This is a genomic window from Mesorhizobium sp. M7A.F.Ca.CA.001.04.2.1 (assembly GCF_003998485.1).
Taxonomy (GTDB): Bacteria; Pseudomonadota; Alphaproteobacteria; order Rhizobiales; family Rhizobiaceae; genus Mesorhizobium; species Mesorhizobium ciceri.
In genome coordinates, this window is sequence record NZ_RZQT01000022.1 from 20514 (window position 1) to 38707 (window position 18194).

At 63.0% G+C, this 18194-nt stretch carries 17 protein-coding genes and 1 tRNA gene; 8 read left to right on the forward strand and 10 right to left on the reverse strand.

Annotated features, from left to right (window positions below):
* Nucleotides 1-35 precede the first annotated feature (35 nt).
* A complete protein-coding gene (locus tag EN955_RS09615; RefSeq protein ID WP_024504773.1) occupies nucleotides 36-2063 on the forward strand; it encodes an aldo/keto reductase in 2028 nt (675 codons plus the stop codon).
* Between the two features lie 27 nt (nucleotides 2064-2090).
* On the opposite strand, the gene EN955_RS09620 is transcribed toward EN955_RS09615, so the two are convergent.
* Nucleotides 2091-2966 carry an AraC family transcriptional regulator gene (locus EN955_RS09620; protein ID WP_081714376.1) on the reverse strand — a complete coding sequence of 292 codons (876 nt, stop codon included), beginning with the start codon at nucleotides 2964-2966 and terminating at the stop codon, nucleotides 2091-2093.
* Nucleotides 2967-3212: 246 nt separating this feature from the next.
* On the opposite strand from EN955_RS09620, the gene EN955_RS09625 reads away from it, so the two are divergent.
* The 6 genes from EN955_RS09625 to EN955_RS09650 all read left to right on the forward strand — a co-directional run bounded on the left by EN955_RS09625 (nucleotide 3213) and on the right by EN955_RS09650 (nucleotide 12238).
* The gene (locus EN955_RS09625; protein WP_024504775.1) at nucleotides 3213-4679 is read left to right on the forward strand and encodes an alpha-glucosidase/alpha-galactosidase; all 1467 of its coding nucleotides are present in this window, start codon (nucleotides 3213-3215) and stop codon (nucleotides 4677-4679) included.
* Between the two features lie 146 nt (nucleotides 4680-4825).
* Entirely contained in the window at nucleotides 4826-6910 is a 2085-nt protein-coding gene (locus EN955_RS09630) for an ABC transporter substrate-binding protein (protein ID WP_013530190.1), read from the forward strand.
* A gap of 111 nt (nucleotides 6911-7021) precedes the next feature.
* On the forward strand, nucleotides 7022-8029 hold the full coding sequence (locus tag EN955_RS09635) for an ABC transporter permease (RefSeq protein ID WP_013530191.1): 1008 nt from the start codon (nucleotides 7022-7024) through the stop codon (nucleotides 8027-8029).
* Nucleotide 8030: 1 nt separating this feature from the next.
* The gene (locus EN955_RS09640) at nucleotides 8031-9170 is read left to right on the forward strand and encodes an ABC transporter permease (protein WP_024504776.1); all 1140 of its coding nucleotides are present in this window, start codon (nucleotides 8031-8033) and stop codon (nucleotides 9168-9170) included.
* A 10-nt stretch (nucleotides 9171-9180) separates the two neighbouring features.
* A complete protein-coding gene (locus EN955_RS09645; protein WP_024504777.1) occupies nucleotides 9181-10848 on the forward strand; it encodes an ABC transporter ATP-binding protein in 1668 nt (555 codons plus the stop codon).
* 19 nt (nucleotides 10849-10867) lie between these two features.
* On the forward strand, nucleotides 10868-12238 hold the full coding sequence (locus EN955_RS09650) for an alpha-glucosidase/alpha-galactosidase (RefSeq protein WP_024504778.1): 1371 nt from the start codon (nucleotides 10868-10870) through the stop codon (nucleotides 12236-12238).
* 5 nt (nucleotides 12239-12243) lie between these two features.
* Here EN955_RS09650 and yacG read toward each other — a convergent pair whose 3' ends face one another.
* The 9 genes from yacG to EN955_RS09695 all read right to left on the reverse strand — a co-directional run bounded on the left by yacG (nucleotide 12244) and on the right by EN955_RS09695 (nucleotide 17902).
* On the reverse strand, nucleotides 12244-12441 hold the full coding sequence (yacG, locus tag EN955_RS09655) for a DNA gyrase inhibitor YacG (protein ID WP_013530195.1): 198 nt from the start codon (nucleotides 12439-12441) through the stop codon (nucleotides 12244-12246).
* Nucleotides 12438-13067 carry a Maf-like protein gene (locus tag EN955_RS09660; RefSeq protein ID WP_013530196.1) on the reverse strand — a complete coding sequence of 210 codons (630 nt, stop codon included), beginning with the start codon at nucleotides 13065-13067 and terminating at the stop codon, nucleotides 12438-12440. The genes yacG and EN955_RS09660 overlap by 4 nt, the downstream gene beginning before the upstream one ends.
* Nucleotides 13068-13088: 21 nt before the next feature.
* Nucleotides 13089-13307: a translation initiation factor IF-1 gene (gene infA / locus EN955_RS09665; protein WP_006200926.1), complete on the reverse strand. Its 219-nt coding sequence runs from the start codon at nucleotides 13305-13307 to the stop codon at nucleotides 13089-13091.
* Between the two features lie 87 nt (nucleotides 13308-13394).
* Nucleotides 13395-13865 (reverse strand): low molecular weight phosphatase family protein, encoded by a 471-nt coding sequence (locus EN955_RS09670; protein WP_013530197.1) that lies wholly within the window; start codon nucleotides 13863-13865, stop codon nucleotides 13395-13397.
* On the reverse strand, nucleotides 13853-14338 hold the full coding sequence (locus EN955_RS09675) for a UPF0262 family protein (RefSeq protein ID WP_013530198.1): 486 nt from the start codon (nucleotides 14336-14338) through the stop codon (nucleotides 13853-13855). Before EN955_RS09675 ends, EN955_RS09670 begins: the two co-directional genes overlap by 13 nt.
* 6 nt (nucleotides 14339-14344) lie before the next feature.
* On the reverse strand, nucleotides 14345-15637 hold the full coding sequence (gene hisD, locus EN955_RS09680) for a histidinol dehydrogenase (protein ID WP_024504780.1): 1293 nt from the start codon (nucleotides 15635-15637) through the stop codon (nucleotides 14345-14347).
* Nucleotides 15638-15644: 7 nt separating this feature from the next.
* Nucleotides 15645-16079, reverse strand: a complete 435-nt coding sequence (locus EN955_RS09685) for a DUF2948 family protein (RefSeq protein ID WP_013530200.1) — start codon at nucleotides 16077-16079, stop codon at nucleotides 15645-15647.
* Nucleotides 16080-16284: 205 nt separating this feature from the next.
* The gene (gene murA, locus EN955_RS09690) at nucleotides 16285-17577 is read right to left on the reverse strand and encodes a UDP-N-acetylglucosamine 1-carboxyvinyltransferase (RefSeq protein WP_013530201.1); all 1293 of its coding nucleotides are present in this window, start codon (nucleotides 17575-17577) and stop codon (nucleotides 16285-16287) included.
* A 130-nt stretch (nucleotides 17578-17707) separates the two neighbouring features.
* Nucleotides 17708-17902 (reverse strand): hypothetical protein, encoded by a 195-nt coding sequence (locus EN955_RS09695; RefSeq protein WP_013530202.1) that lies wholly within the window; start codon nucleotides 17900-17902, stop codon nucleotides 17708-17710.
* 160 nt (nucleotides 17903-18062) lie between these two features.
* On the opposite strand from EN955_RS09695, the gene EN955_RS09700 reads away from it, so the two are divergent.
* Nucleotides 18063-18137: transfer RNA gene (locus EN955_RS09700), tRNA-Thr, on the forward strand.
* Nucleotides 18138-18194 lie beyond the last annotated feature (57 nt).

The following is an 18194-nucleotide window of genomic DNA, read 5'->3' on the forward strand; positions in this document are numbered from 1 at the left end:
CCGCCAGCCCTTTCCAGCCTTCAAGGAGAATGACAATGACCGCAACCACGCCCATTCGCTGGGGCATTCTCGGCCCGGGCAGCATCGCCCAGTCCTTTGCCGGTGGCGTGGCCGCTTCGGGCACCGGCAAGCTGGTCGCCATCGGCGCACGCAATCCCGCCAAGCCGGGGCTTGCCGAGCGTTTTCCCGGTGCCCGTATCCTCGACGGCTACGACGCGCTGCTCGCCGACCCCGACATCGACGCCGTCTACATTTCGATACCGCATCCAGGCCATGCGCAATGGGCGATCAAGGCGGCCGAGGCCGGAAAGCATGTGCTGTGCGAAAAGCCGCTGGCGCTGACCGCCTTCGAGGCCGACGCCATGATGCATGCCGCGCGCAAGGCCGGCACATTCCTCGGCGAAGCCTTCATGTACCGGTTGCACCCGCAGACCAAGAAGCTGGTGGAGCTGATCAGGTCCGGCGTCATCGGCGAGATCAGGATGATCAAGTCGAGCTTCGGTTTCGCCATGCCGGGCTTCATGCCGCAGCACCGGCTCTATGCCAACGATCTCGCCGGCGGCGGTATTCTCGATGTCGGCGGCTATCCCGCCTCGATGGTCCGGCTGATTGCCGGTGCGGCCGTCGGAAAGCCCTTCAGCGAGCCAGACAAGGTGGTCGGCACCGCCCATCTGGGCCAGTCCGGCGTCGACGAATGGGCCTCCGCGCTGCTGCATTTCCCCGGTGGCATTGTCGCCGAAGTCTCCTGCAGCATCTCGCTCAGCCAGGACAATGTCCTGCGCATCCTGGGCACTAAGGGCCGCATCGAAGTGCCGGACTTCTGGTTCGCCGGCGGCAACCGCGATGTCGGTCTCGGCCGGATAGACGTCATCGCCTCCGATGGTACGCGCCAGACCATCAGCGTCGACGAGAAGCGCCATGTCTATTCCTTCGAGGTCGACGCAGCCGGCGAGGCGATCCTCGCCGGCGGCCAAGAATTCGCCTGGCCGGGCATGGCGTGGGCGGAAAGCCTCGGCACCTTGCGTGTGCTGGACAAATGGCGGGCGGCAGCCGGCCTCGAATACGGGATCGAGAAGGCCGAGCAACGCACCAACACCATCTCCGGCCGGCCGCTGCTGTCCGGCGGCACGGCGGTCGCCAAGCGCACCATTCCTGGCCTGTCGAAGCCGGCATCGGTGGTGGCGCTCGGCTTTGAGGATTTCCGTACGTTTTCCTCAGGTTCGATCCTGCTCGATGCCTTTTTCGAGGCCGGCGGCAATCTCTTCGATACCGGCTATGTCTATGGCGGCGGCTATACCGAGAAGCTGCTTGGCGAATGGTTGAAAAACCGTGGCGTGCGCGCGCAATCGGTAGTCATCGCCAAGGGCGCGCACTCGCCGCTGTGCTATCCTGATGTGATCGGCAAGCAGCTCGACCAGACGCTCGAACGCCTGCAGACCGATCATGTCGATGTCTACTTCATGCACCGCGACAATCCGGATGTGCCGGTCGGCGAATTCGTCGATGCGATGGATCGCGAGGTCAAGGCCGGCCGCATCCGCGGCCCGTTCGGCGGTTCGAACTGGACGATGGAACGCATGGATGAGGCAATTGCCTACGCCGAACGCACCGGCAAGCAAAAGCCCGGTGCGCTGTCCAACAATTTCTCGCTGGCCGAAATGCTGGAGCCGATCTGGGCTGGCTGCGTCACGTCCTCCACGGATGCGTGGAAGGCCTGGCTGACATCCAGGAAGATGCCGAATTTCGCCTGGTCGAGCCAGGGGCGCGGCTTCTTCACCGATCGGGCGGGTCGCGACAAGCAAGACAATGAGGAGCTGGTGCGGGTCTGGTACTCCGAGCGGAATTTCGGCCGCCGCGACCGGGCGATCGAACTTGCCGCGAGACTGGGCAAGAGCCCGATCCATATTGCGCTGGCCTATGTGCTCGCTCAGCCCTTCCCCTCCATCCCGCTGATCGGGCCACGCACGTTGGATGAACTGGACGACAGCCTGCGCGCTCTCGACATCACGCTTTCGCAAGCCGATCTCGAATGGCTGGACGGCGGCAGCCTGCGCGCTGCCTAGTTGGCTGCCTGTTTAACCGTGGCGGCGTCAGGCCTCGTCATCGAACGCCCTGACGCCGCGCCTGGCCGGAGTCCGCAAATTCGCGTACATGCCTGTGGTGCGGAACTGGCTCGGTGTGATGCCGTAGCAGCGGCGGAAGACCTTTGAAAAATAGTTCGCTTCCTCGAAGCCGCATAGGATGGCGACTTCCTTCACCGGCAAAAAATCCGCTTTGGTCAGCAGCTTCGCCGCGCGTTGCAGGCGCTGCTGCAGCACGAACTCGGCCGGAGGCAGGCCTTCGCTCTCGGCGAAACAGCGTGAGAAATGGGCTCGGCTGAGGCCGCTGATCTGGACCAGGTCCGCCACCGGCAGCGGCTTGTCGAGATTGGCGTTGATGTGATCGATGACCGGCTGCATGGCGCTTAGTTTTTCGGCGAAGGAATGGGAACCGAAGACATCGTCATAGAGCGCCATCGCAGCCTCGTAGGCTATCGCGGAAGCAGCACCCGGCGAAGCGGCGCCTTTGATCAGGCGCAGGCTGCAATCGGCAAGATGATCGATTGTCGCCGGCTGCAGCCGAAATACAGGACCCGAGACGCTGAGGATCGACTTGTGGATGCGCAGCGCTTCCTCGCCGTTCATCGAAATCCAGAAATATTCCCAGCGCTCATCTCCAGCCAGCCAGTAGCGGTGGTTGTGCGGCACCAGCACCAGCAATGTGTCGTTCTTCTGCAAGCGGTAGTTGCGGTTTTCGTAGCGCAGCCGGCCAGTCCCGCTGATCGTGTGCTGGAGCACGGTGAACGGTGTCTGACCGCGCTTGCGGCCGTCCCAGTCGTAGATTTCGTCCTCGCGCACTTCGTAGCCCGTGCTCGTCGGCATGGCGTGCAGGCGCTGGCGGCCGCGCGGCAGCGAGATCGTGCGCATGGACTGTCCGTGTTCTATCAAATCATGCAGCACAAAATTACCCCTGAAAGCATAATCCTTCTCTGGTCGCGCTCGCGAATAAGCGCATAATCCCCATCGAAAAGCGAGAGAGATCCGCAGTCAAGGAGCGGACAGGGAGGTTGGCGAGCCGGATTCCGGCTTGTCCTGCATACATGTCGCGGCATGTGGCTACAGCCTCCATTGTCATTCCTTGCCTGCAATTCGAAATGGAATGAGGTGCGGCTGATGAGTTTCAAAATCGCTATCATCGGTGCCGGCAGCGTCGGCTTCACCAAGAAATTGTTCACCGACATCCTGTGCGTGCCCGAATTCAAGGACATCGAATTCGCGCTGACCGACGTCAGCGAGCACAATCTTCAGATGATCAAGGCGATCCTCGACAGGATCGTCGAGGCGAACAGGTTGCCGACCAGGGTGACGGCGACCACCGACCGCCGCAAGGCGCTCGAAGGCGCTCGCTACGTCATCAGCTGCGTGCGGGTCGGCGGCCTCGAAGCCTACGCCGACGATATCCGCATTCCCTTGAAATACGGCATCGACCAGTGCGTCGGCGATACGATCTGTGCCGGCGGCATTCTCTATGGCCAGCGCAACATTCCGGTGATCCTGGATTTCTGCAAGGATATACGCGAGGTCGCCGAGACGAACGTCAAATTCCTGAACTACGCCAACCCGATGGCGATGAACACCTGGGCGGCGATCGAATACGGCAAGGTCGACACTGTCGGGCTCTGTCACGGCGTCCAGCACGGCGCCGAGCAGATCGCCGAGGTGCTTGGCGCGAAGTCCACGCAGGAGCTCGACTATGTCTGTTCCGGCATCAACCACCAGACCTGGTTCATCGACCTGCGCCTCAACGGCCGCCCCATTGGCAAGGATGAACTGGTGGCCGCTTTCGAGGCGCATCCGGTCTATTCCAGGCAGGAGAAGCTGCGCATCGACGTCCTGAAGCGCTTCGGCGTCTATTCGACCGAAAGCAACGGTCATCTTTCCGAATATCTGCCCTGGTACCGCAAACGTCCCGACGAGATCACGCGCTGGATCGATATGTCCGACTGGATTCACGGCGAGACCGGCGGCTATCTCCGCTACTCCACCGAAACCCGCAACTGGTTCGAGACGGAATATCCGCAGTTCCTCGAAGCGGCGTCCAAGCCGATCGACCGCGAGAAACGCTCCAACGAGCATGCCAGCCACATATTGGAGGCGCTGGAGACCAACCGCGTCTATCGCGGCCACTTCAACGTCAAGAACAATGGGGTGATCACCAACCTGCCGCACGATGCCATCATCGAGTCGCCGGGCTTCGTCGACCGTTTCGGCATCAACATGGCCGCCGGCATCACGTTGCCGGAGGCTTGCGCCGCCACCTGCATCGCTTCGATCAACGTCCAGCGCATGTCGGTGCATGCCGCGATATCAGGCGACATCGATCTTCTGAAGCTCGCCGTGCTGCATGACCCGTTGGTCGGCGCGGTTTCGACGCCGGAGGAGGTTTGGCAGATGGTCGACGAAATGGTCGTCGCCCAGGCAGCCTGGCTGCCGCAATACGCCCATGCGATTCCGGCCGCCAGGGAGCGGCTGTCGACATCCAAGGTGAAGACCCGCGAGTGGGCGGGCGCCGCACGGCGCAGCGTTCGCTCGATCGAGGAATTGCGCGCCGAAAAAGCCGCGCTGAAGCAAGCCGGCTGAAACGGGCCGGCTGAAACGGGCCGGCTGGAAATTCATGCGGTGATGGTGGATCCATGGGAGGCGGATCCACTGCCACGAAGCCGTTTGAATTCGAGGAGAGGCGGAGCGGGTGCAAACGCTCCGGACCAACAAGAGGGAGAGAGACAGTGAGGAATTTACGCAATATCGGCCTTGCTGCCGGACTGGCGCTGAGCGTCTCGGTCTCGGCACTCAGTGCATACGCTTCCGAGCCGACGGTTCCGCCGGCGCCGACACCGTTTCCCGCCGAAGGCAAGATCAATTATGTCGCGCGCGACTCCATTCTGGAGTTCAAGGCGCTTCCCGAATATCACGAGCCCGACTGGGTCACCGAGAAATACGTCAAGACCGGCAAGCTGCCGCCGGTGAAAGACAGGCTGCCGAAGGAGCCGCTGGTCTTCAAGACGGGCAATATGCAAGACGGCATCGGCGTCTATGGCGATACGATGCGCCACGTCATCGGAGGGCGGCCGGAAGGCTGGAACTACGGCGCCGGTCAGACGCAAGGCTGGGGCGGCATCGACATCGGCCTCTCCGAATGCCTGACGCGCACCGCCCCGCTGTTCCAGGTCGAGGCCAAGGACACCGAGCCGCTGCCGAACCTGGCCAGGAGCTGGGATTGGTCGAGCGATGGCCACAAGCTGACCATGCACCTCATCGAAGGCGCGAAGTGGTCGGACGGCGTGCCGTTCAATGCCGACGACGTCATGTTCTACTGGGACGACGAGGTCGTCGATCCCAACGTCTCGCCGCTGAACGGCGCCACGCCGGAAACCTTCGGCGTCGGCACGACGTTGAAGAAGATCGACGACTACACCGTCGAATGGACCTTCAAGGACGCCTTCCCGAAGCAGTACCTGTATGCCATGGCCTACGGCACCTTCTGTCCTGGCCCCGCGCACATCCTGAAGCCGCAGCATCCGAAATATTCGAAGAACACCTATGATCAGTTCAAAAATGCCTTCCCGCCGGAATTCATGAACATGCCGGTGATGGGCGGCTGGGTCCCGGTCGAATACCGGCCGGACGACATCATCGTCATGCGCCGCAATCCCTATTACTGGAAGGTCGACGAAAAGGGCAATCAACTGCCCTATCTCAACGAACTGCACTACAAGCTGTCGACCTGGGCCGATCGCGACGTCCAGGCGGTGGCCGGCGCGGCTGATTTTTCCAATCTGGAGCAGCCGGAAAACTTCGTCGCCTCGCTGAAGCGTGCGGCGGAGGCGAACGCGCCTGCCCGTCTTGCTTTCGGCCCGCGGCTCATCGGCTACAATCTGCGCTTTAATTTTTCCGCCAATGGCTGGGGCAATCCGGACGAACGCGGCCAGGCGATCCGCGAGCTGAACCGCAACGAGGATTTCCGCAAGGCCGTCACCATGGCGCTCGACCGCAAGGCGCTCGGCGACTCGCTGGTCAAGGGGCCGTTCACCGCCATCTATCCCGGCGGCTTGTCGTCAGGAACCAGCTTCTACGACCGCAATTCGACGGTCTACTACCCCTTCGACCTCGATGGCGCCAAGGCTGAACTCGCCAAGGCCGGCCTCAAGGATACGGACGGCGACGGCTTCGTGAATTTCCCTTCCGGCACCGCCGGCGGCAAGAATGTCGAGATCGTGATGCTGGTCAACAACGACTACACGACCGACAAAAGCCTTGCCGAAGGCGTCGTCGCCCAGATGGAAAAGCTCGGGCTGCGGGTCGTGCTCAACGGCCTCAACGGCACCCAGCGGGACGCTTCGCAATACTCCGGCCGCTTCGATTGGCTGGTCCGGCGCAACGAACAGGAACTGACCTCGGTGGTGCAGAACACCGTGCAGCTTGCCCCGGTCGGCCCGCGCACCAGCTGGGACCATCGTGCGCCGGAAAATGGCGAGGTCGATGTGATGCCGTTCGAAAAGGACCTCGTCGACATCGTCAACAAGTTCGTCTCCACGCAGGACAATGACCAGCGCGCCAGCTTGATGAAACAATTCCAGAAGATCTCGACGGAGCACGTCTACAATGTCGGCCTGACGGAATATCCCGGCGCGCTGATCGTCAACAAGCGCTTCTCGAACATTCCGCAGGGCACGCCGATCTTCATGTTCAACTGGGCCGAGGATTCGATCATCCGCGAACGGGTGTTTGTCGCCGCAGACAAGCAGGCGAAATATGAATTGTTCCCCGATGAGCTGCCCGGCAAACCCGGAGAGAAGGGGCTGATGAATTAGGTTTACCTCCCTGACTGAGAGACCTCCGGCCGCGCCGCTGGCGCGGCCGGACAAACCAACCTCCGGACGCAACCAAGGGCGCGATCGGCGAGACAAGGAAACGAACCGTCCATGCTGCGATTCCTGCTCACGCGCATAGCGTCGGCAATCCCGGTCCTCGCCATCTTGAGCCTGGCCACCTTTGCCATCATCCAGGCGCCGCCGGGTGACTATGCCGACTACATCCGCTCGCAGGCGATCAACCAGGGTGGAGCTTCCTTTGCCGAGGCCGACGCGCAGGCAAAGGCCTATCGCATCGAGCATGGCCTCGATAAGCCGCTGCCCGTGCAGTATCTCAACTGGATCGTCGGCATCGTCACTCGAGGCGATTTCGGCTACAGCCTGTACTACAACAAACCGGTCGCCGATGTGGTCGGAGAGCGCCTGCCGCGCACGCTCCTTCTGGCGCTGGTCTGCCATCTGCTGGCCTCGGTGCTGGGCATCACATTCGGCATATGGGCGGCGACAAGGCAATACACCTGGATCGACTCGACACTGTCGGCCATCTCCTTCCTCGGTATGACGGTGCCGCGCTTCCTGATGGCGCTGATCATCGTCTATCTCCTGGTCTTCCAGTTCAACGTGTCTGAGATCGGCTCATTCTTCTCGCCGCAATATGGTGGTGCGCCGTGGTCGTGGGCCAAATTCGTCGACCTCGTCAAACATGTCTGGCCGGTGGTGGCGATCGCCACTTTCGGCGGCCTCGCCTACAATATGCGCGTCATGCGCGGCAATCTGCTCGATACGCTGAACGCGCAATATGTCGAGACGGCAAGGGCCAAGGGGCTGACGGGTGCTGCCGTCGTCATGCGCCACGCCGTGCCCAACGCGCTGCATCCGCTCATCATGTATCAGGGCGTGGTGCTGCCCTATATGCTGACCGGCGAGATCGAGACGGCGATCATCTTCGCACTGCCGACCGTCGGCCCGGCGATCGTCGGCTCCATGGCTGTCGGCGACGTCTATGTCACCGCCACCTTCATGATGGTCCTGTCGGCGACGCTCATCGTCGGCAACATCATCGCCGACATGCTGCTCGTGCTGCTCGATCCGCGCGTGCGCCAGTTCGGGGAGCGTTGAGATGCTGGCGCGCGATCCATCCCCTCCACCGCTGCCTGCCGAAGGGCCCATCGTCGCCAAACCGGCGCATGGCAACGAAAGCTACATGGCGCTTGTCTGGCGCCGGCTGAAGCGCTCCTGGACCGGCATGGCCGGGCTCTGGCTCGTCGTGCTGCTGCTGGTGATGGCCGTATTCGCCGAATTCATCGCGCCAATGGACCCGAAGGTCACGGATGTCGGCTTCGCTCCGCCGCAGGTGCCAAGCTTCCATGACAGAGACGGCGGTTTCACCGCACGGCCGAGGGTCTATGCGCTGGCCGATTCGGCGGACCTCGATCCGGTCACTTTCCAGCCCGTCGTCGGCCCCGACTATGATCATCCTAGGCTGCTCGGTTTCTTCGTGCATGGCGCGCCCTACAAGCTGTTTGGGCTGCTGCCGGCGGACCGGCATCTGTTCGGCTCGCTGGACGGCCAGCCGGTGCATTTCCTGGGCACCGACAAGTTCGGCCGTGACGTGCTGTCGCGCGCCATCCACGGCTCGCGCGTCTCGCTGATGATCGCCCTGACGGTCGTCTTCATCATCACCGTCATCGGCACCACCGTCGGCATGGTTTCCGGCTATTTCGGCGGCAGGTTCGATGTCTGGATGCAGCGCTTCGTCGAACTGGTGCTCGCCTTCCCGCAACTGCCGCTCTATCTGGCGCTGACGACGCTGATCCCGGTCACCGCTCCCACCAACGTCTTCCTCGCTTTCGTCATCATCGTCATGTCGGCCTTGGGCTGGGCGCAGATGTCGCGCGAGGTTCGCGGCAAGACGCTGGCGTTGGCGCGGATCGAGTATGTGCGCGCCGCCATGGCGGTCGGCGCCACCGACCGGCGCATCATCATGCAGCACATCTTCCCCAATGTGATGAGCCATGTGATCGTCGCCGTGACGCTGGCGATCCCGACCGTGGTGCTGCTCGAATCCTTCCTCGGTTTCCTCGGCTTCGCCGTCAAGCCGCCGCTGATCTCGTGGGGCCTGATGCTGCAGGACACCGCGACCTATTCCGTCATCGGCACCTATCCCTGGATCCTGTCGCCGGTCGGTTTTGTGCTGGTCACCGTCTTTGCCTTCAACGCGCTGGGCGACGGCCTGCGCGACGCCGTCGACCCTTATTGAGGTGGCACAGATGTCCGTCGCGCTCGCCGAATCCTTCGCACCGATCGTCCGTCACGACCATGGCGGACGCCAGGACCAGCCGATCATCGATGCCCGCAACGTCGCCGTGGCCTTCAAGGTGGAGCATGGCGTCGTCGAAGCGGTCAAGGACATCTCGTTCCAGCTCTATCGCGGCGAGACGATCGCCATCGTCGGCGAATCCGGTTCGGGCAAGTCGGTGACGGCGCGCACCGTCATGGGCCTGCTGTCGCGGCGCGCCACGGTGTCGCCCGGCTCGAGCGTCTGTTATGACGGGCAAAACATCCTGAAATTTCCCGAGAGCGCCCGGCGCAAGCTGCGCGGCAACCGCATCTCGATGATCTTCCAGGAGCCGATGAGTTCGCTCAACCCGATCTATACGGTCGGCAGCCAGATCGTCGAGGCGATCCGGGTGCATCGTAAGGTCAGCCGCAAACAGGCTTGGGCGCGAGCGCTCGAACTTCTGCAGCACGTGCAGATTCCCGATCCTGCCGCGCGGCTCAGACAATACCCGCATCAGCTCTCGGGCGGGCAACGCCAGCGGGTGATGATCGCCATGGCGCTGGCCAACAATCCCGACGTGCTGATCGCCGATGAGCCGACCACGGCGCTCGATGTCACCGTCCAGGCGCAGATCCTGAACCTGATCCGCAGCCTGCAGAAAGAGCTGCGCATGGCGGTGATCCTGATCACCCACGACCTCACCGTGGTGCGCCAGTTCTCCGACTACGTCTATGTCATGCAGCATGGCGAAATGTGCGAGCACAACGTCACCGAACGGCTGTTCGGCGATCCGCGGCATCCCTATACGAGGCGGCTGCTGGCTTCAGAGCCGCACGGGCAGCCGAAACCGCTGCCGGAGGGCTGTGGCACCATTCTCGAGGCCAGCGGCGTGCGCGTCTCATTCATGCTGCGCCACGGCACCTTTCTGAAACCCGACTGGCGCGAATTGGTCGCCGTCGACGATCTCAGCCTGAAACTCTGTCGTCATGAGACGCTGGGGCTGGTCGGCGAGTCCGGCTCCGGCAAGACCACCTTCGGCCAGGCCCTGCTCCGGTTGATCGACGCCAAGCGCGGCGAGATCCGTTTCGACGGCAAGCCGATCCACGGCCTGTCGCGGGCCGAGATGCGGCCGTTGCGCTCGCGCATGCAGATCGTCTTCCAGGATCCGTTCTCCTCGCTCAACCCGCGCATGACGATCGGCCAGATCATCGAGGAAGGGCTGATCGTCAACAGCATAGGGGCGACGCGGCGCGAGCGGGTCGAACGGGTGCGCGACGCGCTGGTCAGCGCCGGCATGCCGGGCGATATTCTGTCGCGGTTTCCGCACGAATTCTCCGGCGGCCAGCGACAACGGATCGCGATCGCCCGCGCCATAGCGCTCGAACCAGAATTCATCCTGCTCGACGAGCCGACATCGGCGCTGGACCTCTCCGTCCAGGCGCAGATCATCGACCTCCTGCGCAAGCTGCAGGACGAGCGCGGCCTCAGCTACCTCTTCATCTCGCACGACCTCAAGGTGGTGCGTGCGCTGTGCCATCGCGTGATCGTCATGCAGAACGGCAAGATCGTCGAGCAGGGCCCCGTCGACGACATCCTGTCCAATCCCAAGACCGCTTACACCGAACGGCTCGTCAGGGCCGCTTTCGATGTGGCCTGAACATATGCCGGAGGTTAGCATGGCAAGAAATCCCAAGATCACGTTCATCGGCGCCGGCTCGACGGTGTTCATGAAGAACATTGTCGGCGACGTGCTGCAGCGCCCGTCGCTGTCCGGCGCGACGATCGCGCTGATGGACATCAATCCGCAGCGGCTGGAAGAGAGCGCCATTGTCGTCAACAAGCTGATCGCGACGCTTGGCGTCAAGGCGAAGACCGAGACCCATTCGGATCAGCGCAAGGCGCTGGCCGGCGCGGATTTCGTCGTCGTCGCCTTCCAGATCGGGGGCTACGAGCCCTGCACAGTCACTGACTTCGAGGTGCCGAAGAAATACGGCCTGCGCCAGACGATCGCCGACACGCTCGGCGTCGGCGGCATCATGCGGGGCTTAAGGACCGTGCCGCATCTGTGGAAGGTGTGCGAAGACATGCTCGCCGTCTGCCCCGATGCGATCATGCTGCAATATGTCAACCCGATGGCGATCAACACCTGGGCGATAGCAGAGAAATACCCTGAGATCAGGCAGGTCGGCCTCTGCCATTCGGTGCAGGGCACGGCAATGGAGCTGGCTGAAGACCTCGACCTTCCCTACGAAGAGATCCGCTATCGCTCGGCCGGCATCAACCACATGGCGTTCTATCTGAAGTTCGAGCATCGCCAGCCGGACGGTTCCTACCGCGACCTCTACCCAGATCTCGTGCGCGCCTATCGCGAAGGCCGCGCGCCCAAGCCCGGCTGGAACCCGCGCTGTCCCAACAAGGTGCGCTACGAGATGCTGACCAGGCTCGGCTATTTCGTCACCGAGAGCTCGGAGCATTTTGCCGAATATACGCCCTATTTCATCAAGGACGGCCGCCCGGACCTGATCGAGAAGTACGGCATCCCGCTTGATGAATATCCCAAGCGCTGCATCGAGCAGATCGAGCGCTGGAAGGGGCAGGCTGAGGCCTATCGCTCGGCCGATCGCATCGAGGTCGAGCAGTCCCGGGAATATGCCTCCTCGATCATGAATTCGGTCTGGACCGGCGAGCCGTCGGTAATCTACGGCAATGTCCGCAACAATGGCTGCATCACCTCGCTGCCCCGCGATTGCGCCGCCGAAGTGCCGTGCCTGGTCGATGCCTCCGGCATCCAGCCGACCTATATCGGCGACCTGCCGCCGCAATTGACCGCGCTGATCCGCACCAACATCAACGTGCAGGAACTGACGGTGCGGGCTCTGATGACCGAGAACCGCGAGCACATCTACCACGCGGCGATGATGGATCCGCACACCGCGGCCGAACTCGATCTCGACCAGATCTGGTCACTGGTCGATGATCTCCTGGCCGCTCACGGCGACTGGCTGCCGGGCTGGGCGCGGGTGGCGCGCAAGACCGAGGCCGCCTGACGACCTCATTTCGGAGCGTCGGGATCCGTCTCTTCCTCGTCATCGCGGGCCTTGATGACATAGGCGCCCTTCAGCCAGCGGTTGAGGTCGATGTCCTTGCAGCGCGTCGAGCAGAACGGAAAGCTGTCGCGCGCCGAGGGCTTGCCGCATTCGGGACAGGGGCGCTTTGGGCGCAAGGGCGTGACTTTGGGATCGGAATTCACAGCCGGGTTCCCGCCAGCCAGCCGCCATGCACCTTGAAGCCTTCGCCGCTCAGCAGCGCGATGGTCTCATAGAGCGGCAGCCCGACGATGTTGGTGTAGGAGCCGACCAGCTTGACGACGAAGGCGCCGGCGAGGCCCTGGACGGCGTAGCCGCCCGCCTTGCCGCGCCATTCGCCCGAGGCGATATAGGCGTCGATCTCTTCGCGCGGCAGCCGCTTGAAACGCACCCGCGTCTCGACCAGGCGCTGGCGCAGCTTGCCACCCGGGGTGATAAGGCAGATGCCGGAATAGACACGATGCGAACGGCCCGACAACAGCCCGAGACAGTTGGCAGCGTCGTCGAGGGTTTCTGCCTTGGGCAGGATGCGCCGCCCGACGGCAACCACCGTGTCGGCGGCCAGCACGAAACCCGGCGCATAGTCGGCTTCGGTCTTCAGTGACGCAAACGCCTTTTCGGCCTTTTCCTTCGACAGCCGCTTGGCCAGCGAGCGCGGATGCTCGGCACGCAGCGGCGTTTCGTCGATATCGGCCGGCAGCACGCGGTCCGGCTCGATGCCGGCCTGCTGCAAGAGCTCGATTCGGCGCGGCGAACCCGAGGCAAGCACCAGCTTCTGCAAAATGCTCATCGCGGACCAGTCGGGCTTTGCTTACTTGAAACGATAGGTGATGCGGCCCTTGGTCAGGTCGTATGGCGTCATCTCGACCAGAACCTTGTCGCCGGTCAGCACGCGGATGCGGTTCTTGCGCATGCGGCCGGCCGTATGGGCGATGATTTCGTGTTCGTTTTCGAGCTTTACCCGGAACATCGCGTTCGGCAACAATTCCGTCACGACACCCGGAAACTCGAGGACTTCTTCCTTCGGCATTCGATACCTTTGCTTGGATGGTAGTTCCAGCACCCTGGCCGGAATTTCGGCGGAACCTATATGATAATCGTCCGCTTGTGAACACGCTTAATCCGTCGCGTTTTTTGCCTCTGGAAGCAAGAAACGTCGGCCTATGCGCACCTTCAGCCGCTCGCGGACGTCCCGGTACGCTGCCATGATCTGTTCGCGCGTGCCACCGGCGTCGGTCGGGTCCGGCGTCGGCCAATATTCGACCTCGACGGCGAGCGAGCGGGTGAGTTCGAGCGCGGCGTGGTGCGCTTCGGGTGCCAGCGTGACGATGAGGTCGAAATAGTCGTCCTCGAGATCGTCCATCGTCCTTGGGTGGCGCTCGCCCAGCGTGAGATCTTCTTCGGCCAGCACCGCATCGACGAACGGATCGCGCTCGCCGGCGCGAACGCCGGCCGAAGCGACAAAGACGGTGGCGGGCAGCATCCGGCGCGCCAGCTGCTCCGCCATTGGCGAGCGCACGGCATTCATGCCGCACAGGAACAGGATCGAACGGGGCAGGGCGCCGGGCGACAGGGCTAGCCCCGCCAGTGCAGCACGCAGACCAGCGTGAACAGCCGGCGCGCCGTATCGAAGTCGATGTCGATCTTGCCGGACAGCCGGTCCATCAGCGTCTGCGAACCTTCATTGTGCAGGCCGCGGCGGCCCATGTCGATCGCCTCGATATGGCTCGGCGTCGAGGAGCGGATGGCGTCGTAGTAGCTTTCGCAGATCATGTAGTAATCCTTGACGATGCGCCGGAGCGGCGTCAGCGACAGGATATGGGTGACGACGGCGGTGCCATCCTCGCGCGCCACGGCAAACACCAGGCGCTGCTCGGCCAGCGACAGTTTCAGCCGGTAAGGGCCGTCGCCGCTGTCATTGACGGGCTGGAAACTGTTCTCCTCGATCAGGTCGAAGATCGCCACTGCACGTTCATGCTCGACATCCGGCGTTGACCGGCCGATCGATTCATCGAGTTCGACATCGATCAGCCTGGCGCGGGTTTGATCGGGGCCAGACATCGCCGCCTACATGTTCAACCGTATGGCGACGGAGCGTCCATGCGCGTCAAGACCCTCCGCCTTGGCCAGCGCAATCGCCGCCGGCGCCAAGATACGCAACTGCTCCGGTCCAAGCTTGAGGATCGACGTGCGCTTGACGAAATCGAGCACGGACAGGCCGGACGAGAAACGCGCCGAGCGCGCCGTCGGCAGCACATGGTTGGAGCCGCCGACATAGTCGCCGATGGCTTCCGGCGTGTGGCGGCCGAGAAAGACCGCACCGGCATTGCGCATCCGCGACAGGAAGCCCTCGGCGTCGTCGATGGCCAGTTCGACATGTTCGGCGGCGATGCGATCGACCAGCGGCAGCGCGGCGTCGATGGTCGACACCTGGATCACGGCACCAAAATCGCGCCAGCTCGCCGCTGCCGTTTCAGCGCGTGGCAGGCTCTGCAACTGGCGCTCGACCGCCTGTTCGACCGCGATGCCGAAAGCCGGATCGTCGGTGACCAGGATCGACTGTGCCGAAGCGTCGTGTTCGGCCTGGGCCAGCAGGTCGGCAGCGATCCAGTTCGGATCGTTGCTGCCGTCGGCCACGACAAGCACTTCCGACGGCCCGGCGATCATGTCGATGCCGACGGTGCCGAAAACCTGGCGCTTGGCTGCCGCGACATAGGCATTGCCCGGGCCGACGATCTTGGCGACCGGCCGGATTGTCTCGGTGCCATAGGCGAGGGCGGCGATCGCCTGCGCCCCGCCGACGCGGTAGATTTCGGAAACGCCTGATATGTCCGCTGCCACCAGCACCAGCGGATTGATGATGCCGCCCGGCGCAGGCACGACCATGACGATGCGCTCGACGCCGGCCACTCTGGCCGGCACGGCGTTCATCAGCACCGAGCTCGGATAGCTCGCCGTACCGCCCGGCACATAGAGCCCGACGGCCTCGATCGCCGTCCAACGCCAGCCGAGCTCGACGCCGGCGGCATCCGTATAGCGATCGTCCTTCGGCCGCTGCCGTTCATGATGCGAGCGGATGCGGTCGCGCGCGAACTCCAGCGCCTCGATCGTCTTTGGGTCGGCCGTTTCGTAGGCGGTTGCGATGTCTTCCTTAGACACGGCAATGCCGAGGCCGGTCAAATCGGCGCGATCGAATTTCCGCGTATAGTCGATCAGTGCCGCGTCGCCCTCGGCGCGCACGCGCGCGATGATGTCGCGCACCGCGGCATCGACATCGGCGGAGACCTCCCGCTTGGTCGTGAGGAAGGCGGCGAAACGTTGCTCGAAATCGGCATCGGACTGACGAAGCGTGATGGCCATCGGACGCTCAGGCCTTGTGGATGGGGCGCGAGGTGGCTTCCCACGCGCCGCCGATGTCGGCAAGACGGGCCTCGATGCACTCGACGTCGAGCATGATCGCACCGCCGCCCGAGAAGATCAGCTCGACGATGCCGGCCGGCTTGCTGATCTCGATGAAGCTGATCGCCAGCAGCGACAGGACTTCGGCAGGCTTGTCGCGGTCAATACCGCTGGTCTTGGCGCCGAGCACGCGGTCGAAATGCAGCACGGCCTGCCGTCGCTCATTATGCTGGCGAAACAGGCCGGATTTTGCCTCCCAGACGAAACGGTTCATGGTCAGCAGGAAACGCTTGGCCGCAGGGAGGAATTCGAGGTCGCTGACTTTCAGCACGGCATCCTGGACATGAGCCGAAACGATGCTCAGATCCTGGTCGTCGAGCGCGATAAGCTTAAGGGCGGTCATACGGATTTCGCACCTGAAGGTTGATTGTTCAGCCTTCTGTTAGGCGGTCTTGGCGATCGGTGCAACCGCACCAGCAGTTGCAGCTCTGCGCTGCTCCTCATCGCCCTGCCGGGCACTTCTCCCCGGATAGTGACGGGGAGAAGGACGCTGCCGCGAAGGATTTCGCCAATCTCCTGCGTTGCTAGAGAGGAGCCGAGGTCGCGGGCTACGCCGAAATCCGTTCGATCACCGCGCCGCAGTTGGACAGCTTTTCTTCCAGCCGCTCGAAGCCGCGATCGAGGTGGTAGACGCGGTTGACCGTGGTCTCGCCTTCCGCCGCCAGGCCGGCGATGACCAGCGAGACAGAGGCGCGAAGATCGGTCGCCATGACCGGCGCGCCCTTCAGTTTCGGCACGCCGTCGACGATCGCCGTCTGGCCCGAAAGCGTGATGTGAGCGCCGAGCCGCGCCAGTTCCTGCACATGCATGAAGCGGTTCTCGAAGATCGTCTCGGTGATGCGCGACTTACCCTTGGCCATGGTCATCAGGCCCATGAACTGCGCCTGCAAATCGGTCGGGAAGGCCGGGAAGGGTGCTGTCGTCACGTCGACCGGCGAAATGCCGGCGCCGTTGCGCCTCACCCGGATGCCGGAATTGGTCGGCGTGATCTCCGCACCCGTCTGGGCGATCACGTCCAGTGCGGTCTGCAGCAGGTCCGCACGCGCGCCTTCGAGCACGACGTCGCCGCCGGTCATGGCGACGGCCATCGCATAGGTGCCGGTCTCGATGCGGTCGGGAATGACGCGCACGCGCGCACCGGAGAGCGATTCGACGCCGTCGATGGCAATGGTTGGCGTGCCGGCGCCGGAAATCTTCGCGCCCATGGCGTTGAGGCACTCGGCCAGATTGACGATCTCGGGCTCGCAGGCGGCATTTTCCAGCACCGTCTCGCCCTTGGCGAGTGCCGCGGCCATCATCAGCACATGGGTGGCGCCGACCGAGACCTTCGGGAAGATATAGCGGTTGCCGACAAGGCGGCCATTCCGGGTCTTGGCGATGACATAGCCGGTGTCGACGTCGATATCAGCGCCCAGCGCCTGGAGGCCCTCGAGGAACAGATCGACCGGCCGCGTGCCGATGGCGCAACCGCCCGGCAGCGACACTTTTGCTTCGCCCATGCGGGCCAGCAGCGGGCCGATCACCCAGAACGAGGCGCGCATCTTCGACACCAGCTCGTAGGGCGCTGTGGTGTCGACGATGTTGCGGGCGGAGAAGTTGATGGTGCGCGAATAGCCCTCATTCTGCTTCTCGCGGCGGCCATTGACCGAATAATCGACGCCGTGATTGCCCAGGATGCGGATCAGCTGCTCAACATCGGCCAGATGCGGCACGTTTTCCAGCGTCAGCGTGTCATCGGTCAAAAGCGAGGCGATCATCAAAGGCAGCGCCGCGTTTTTCGCGCCCGAGATCGGAATGCTTCCGGAGAGCTTGTTGCCCCCGACAATTCTGATGCGATCCATGGAAGAACGTCCCTCTCGGCCAAAAAAGGGCCGGTTCAATCGTTTGAGTAGCGGCCCGTCTAGACCATTGGCCAATCTGGTTCAAGAAATAGGATTTCGCCCACCCCAGGCCAAGAGTGACCTATTTGAGTTAATCTTTTTGTATTTTCTTCGATGCAGCGAGCCCGTCCGGGCGCAGGTCGGCCTCGCCGGTCCGCCGCGAGCGCGACTGCGCCTTGCGCTTCTGCAGATTGGCGCGCAATTGCTCGGCGAGCCGATCCTTGCGGATTGTTGCGCTGCTTTTCGGTGGACCATCCTTTTTCACTGGAATTGTCTTGTCGTCCATCGCCCCATCCCGCCGGCGACCCACCAGCTTGCTGTTCAGGGATAGCCAACATTGTGGCACTGCCATGTCATTAAAAGCCATCCGGCAAAGCCTTTCACAGAAGCGTTGCACTTGGCCTTGCGCTTGCCGGTTCGATATGGCAGAAGCCCCGCCATCAGCGGCTGCGGTAGCTCAGTGGTAGAGCACTCCCTTGGTAAGGGAGAGGTCGAGAGTTCAATCCTCTCTCGCAGCACCAGTTTCCAACATCCCTGTTGCCGCACGATCGTCCTCTGCATTTGCGAGGGCGAGGCGG

Bases quoted from the DNA above. Each gene is read 5' to 3' on its own strand.
- EN955_RS09615 (WP_024504773.1), top strand. From the start codon at position 36: ATGACCGCAACCACGCCCATTCGCTGGGGCATTCTCGGCCCGGGCAGC.
- EN955_RS09620 (WP_081714376.1), bottom strand. From the start codon at position 2,966: ATGCGCACGATCTCGCTGCCGCGCGGCCGCCAGCGCCTGCACGCCATG.
- EN955_RS09625 (WP_024504775.1), top strand. From the start codon at position 3,213: ATGAGTTTCAAAATCGCTATCATCGGTGCCGGCAGCGTCGGCTTCACC.
- EN955_RS09635 (WP_013530191.1), top strand. From the start codon at position 7,022: ATGCTGCGATTCCTGCTCACGCGCATAGCGTCGGCAATCCCGGTCCTC.
- EN955_RS09640 (WP_024504776.1), top strand. From the start codon at position 8,031: ATGCTGGCGCGCGATCCATCCCCTCCACCGCTGCCTGCCGAAGGGCCC.
- EN955_RS09645 (WP_024504777.1), top strand. From the start codon at position 9,181: ATGTCCGTCGCGCTCGCCGAATCCTTCGCACCGATCGTCCGTCACGAC.
- EN955_RS09650 (WP_024504778.1), top strand. From the start codon at position 10,868: ATGGCAAGAAATCCCAAGATCACGTTCATCGGCGCCGGCTCGACGGTG.
- EN955_RS09660 (WP_013530196.1), bottom strand. From the start codon at position 13,067: ATGAGCATTTTGCAGAAGCTGGTGCTTGCCTCGGGTTCGCCGCGCCGA.
- infA (WP_006200926.1), bottom strand. From the start codon at position 13,307: ATGCCGAAGGAAGAAGTCCTCGAGTTTCCGGGTGTCGTGACGGAATTG.
- EN955_RS09675 (WP_013530198.1), bottom strand. From the start codon at position 14,338: ATGTCTGGCCCCGATCAAACCCGCGCCAGGCTGATCGATGTCGAACTC.
- hisD (WP_024504780.1), bottom strand. From the start codon at position 15,637: ATGGCCATCACGCTTCGTCAGTCCGATGCCGATTTCGAGCAACGTTTC.
- EN955_RS09685 (WP_013530200.1), bottom strand. From the start codon at position 16,079: ATGACCGCCCTTAAGCTTATCGCGCTCGACGACCAGGATCTGAGCATC.
- murA (WP_013530201.1), bottom strand. From the start codon at position 17,577: ATGGATCGCATCAGAATTGTCGGGGGCAACAAGCTCTCCGGAAGCATT.
- EN955_RS09695 (WP_013530202.1), bottom strand. From the start codon at position 17,902: ATGGACGACAAGACAATTCCAGTGAAAAAGGATGGTCCACCGAAAAGC.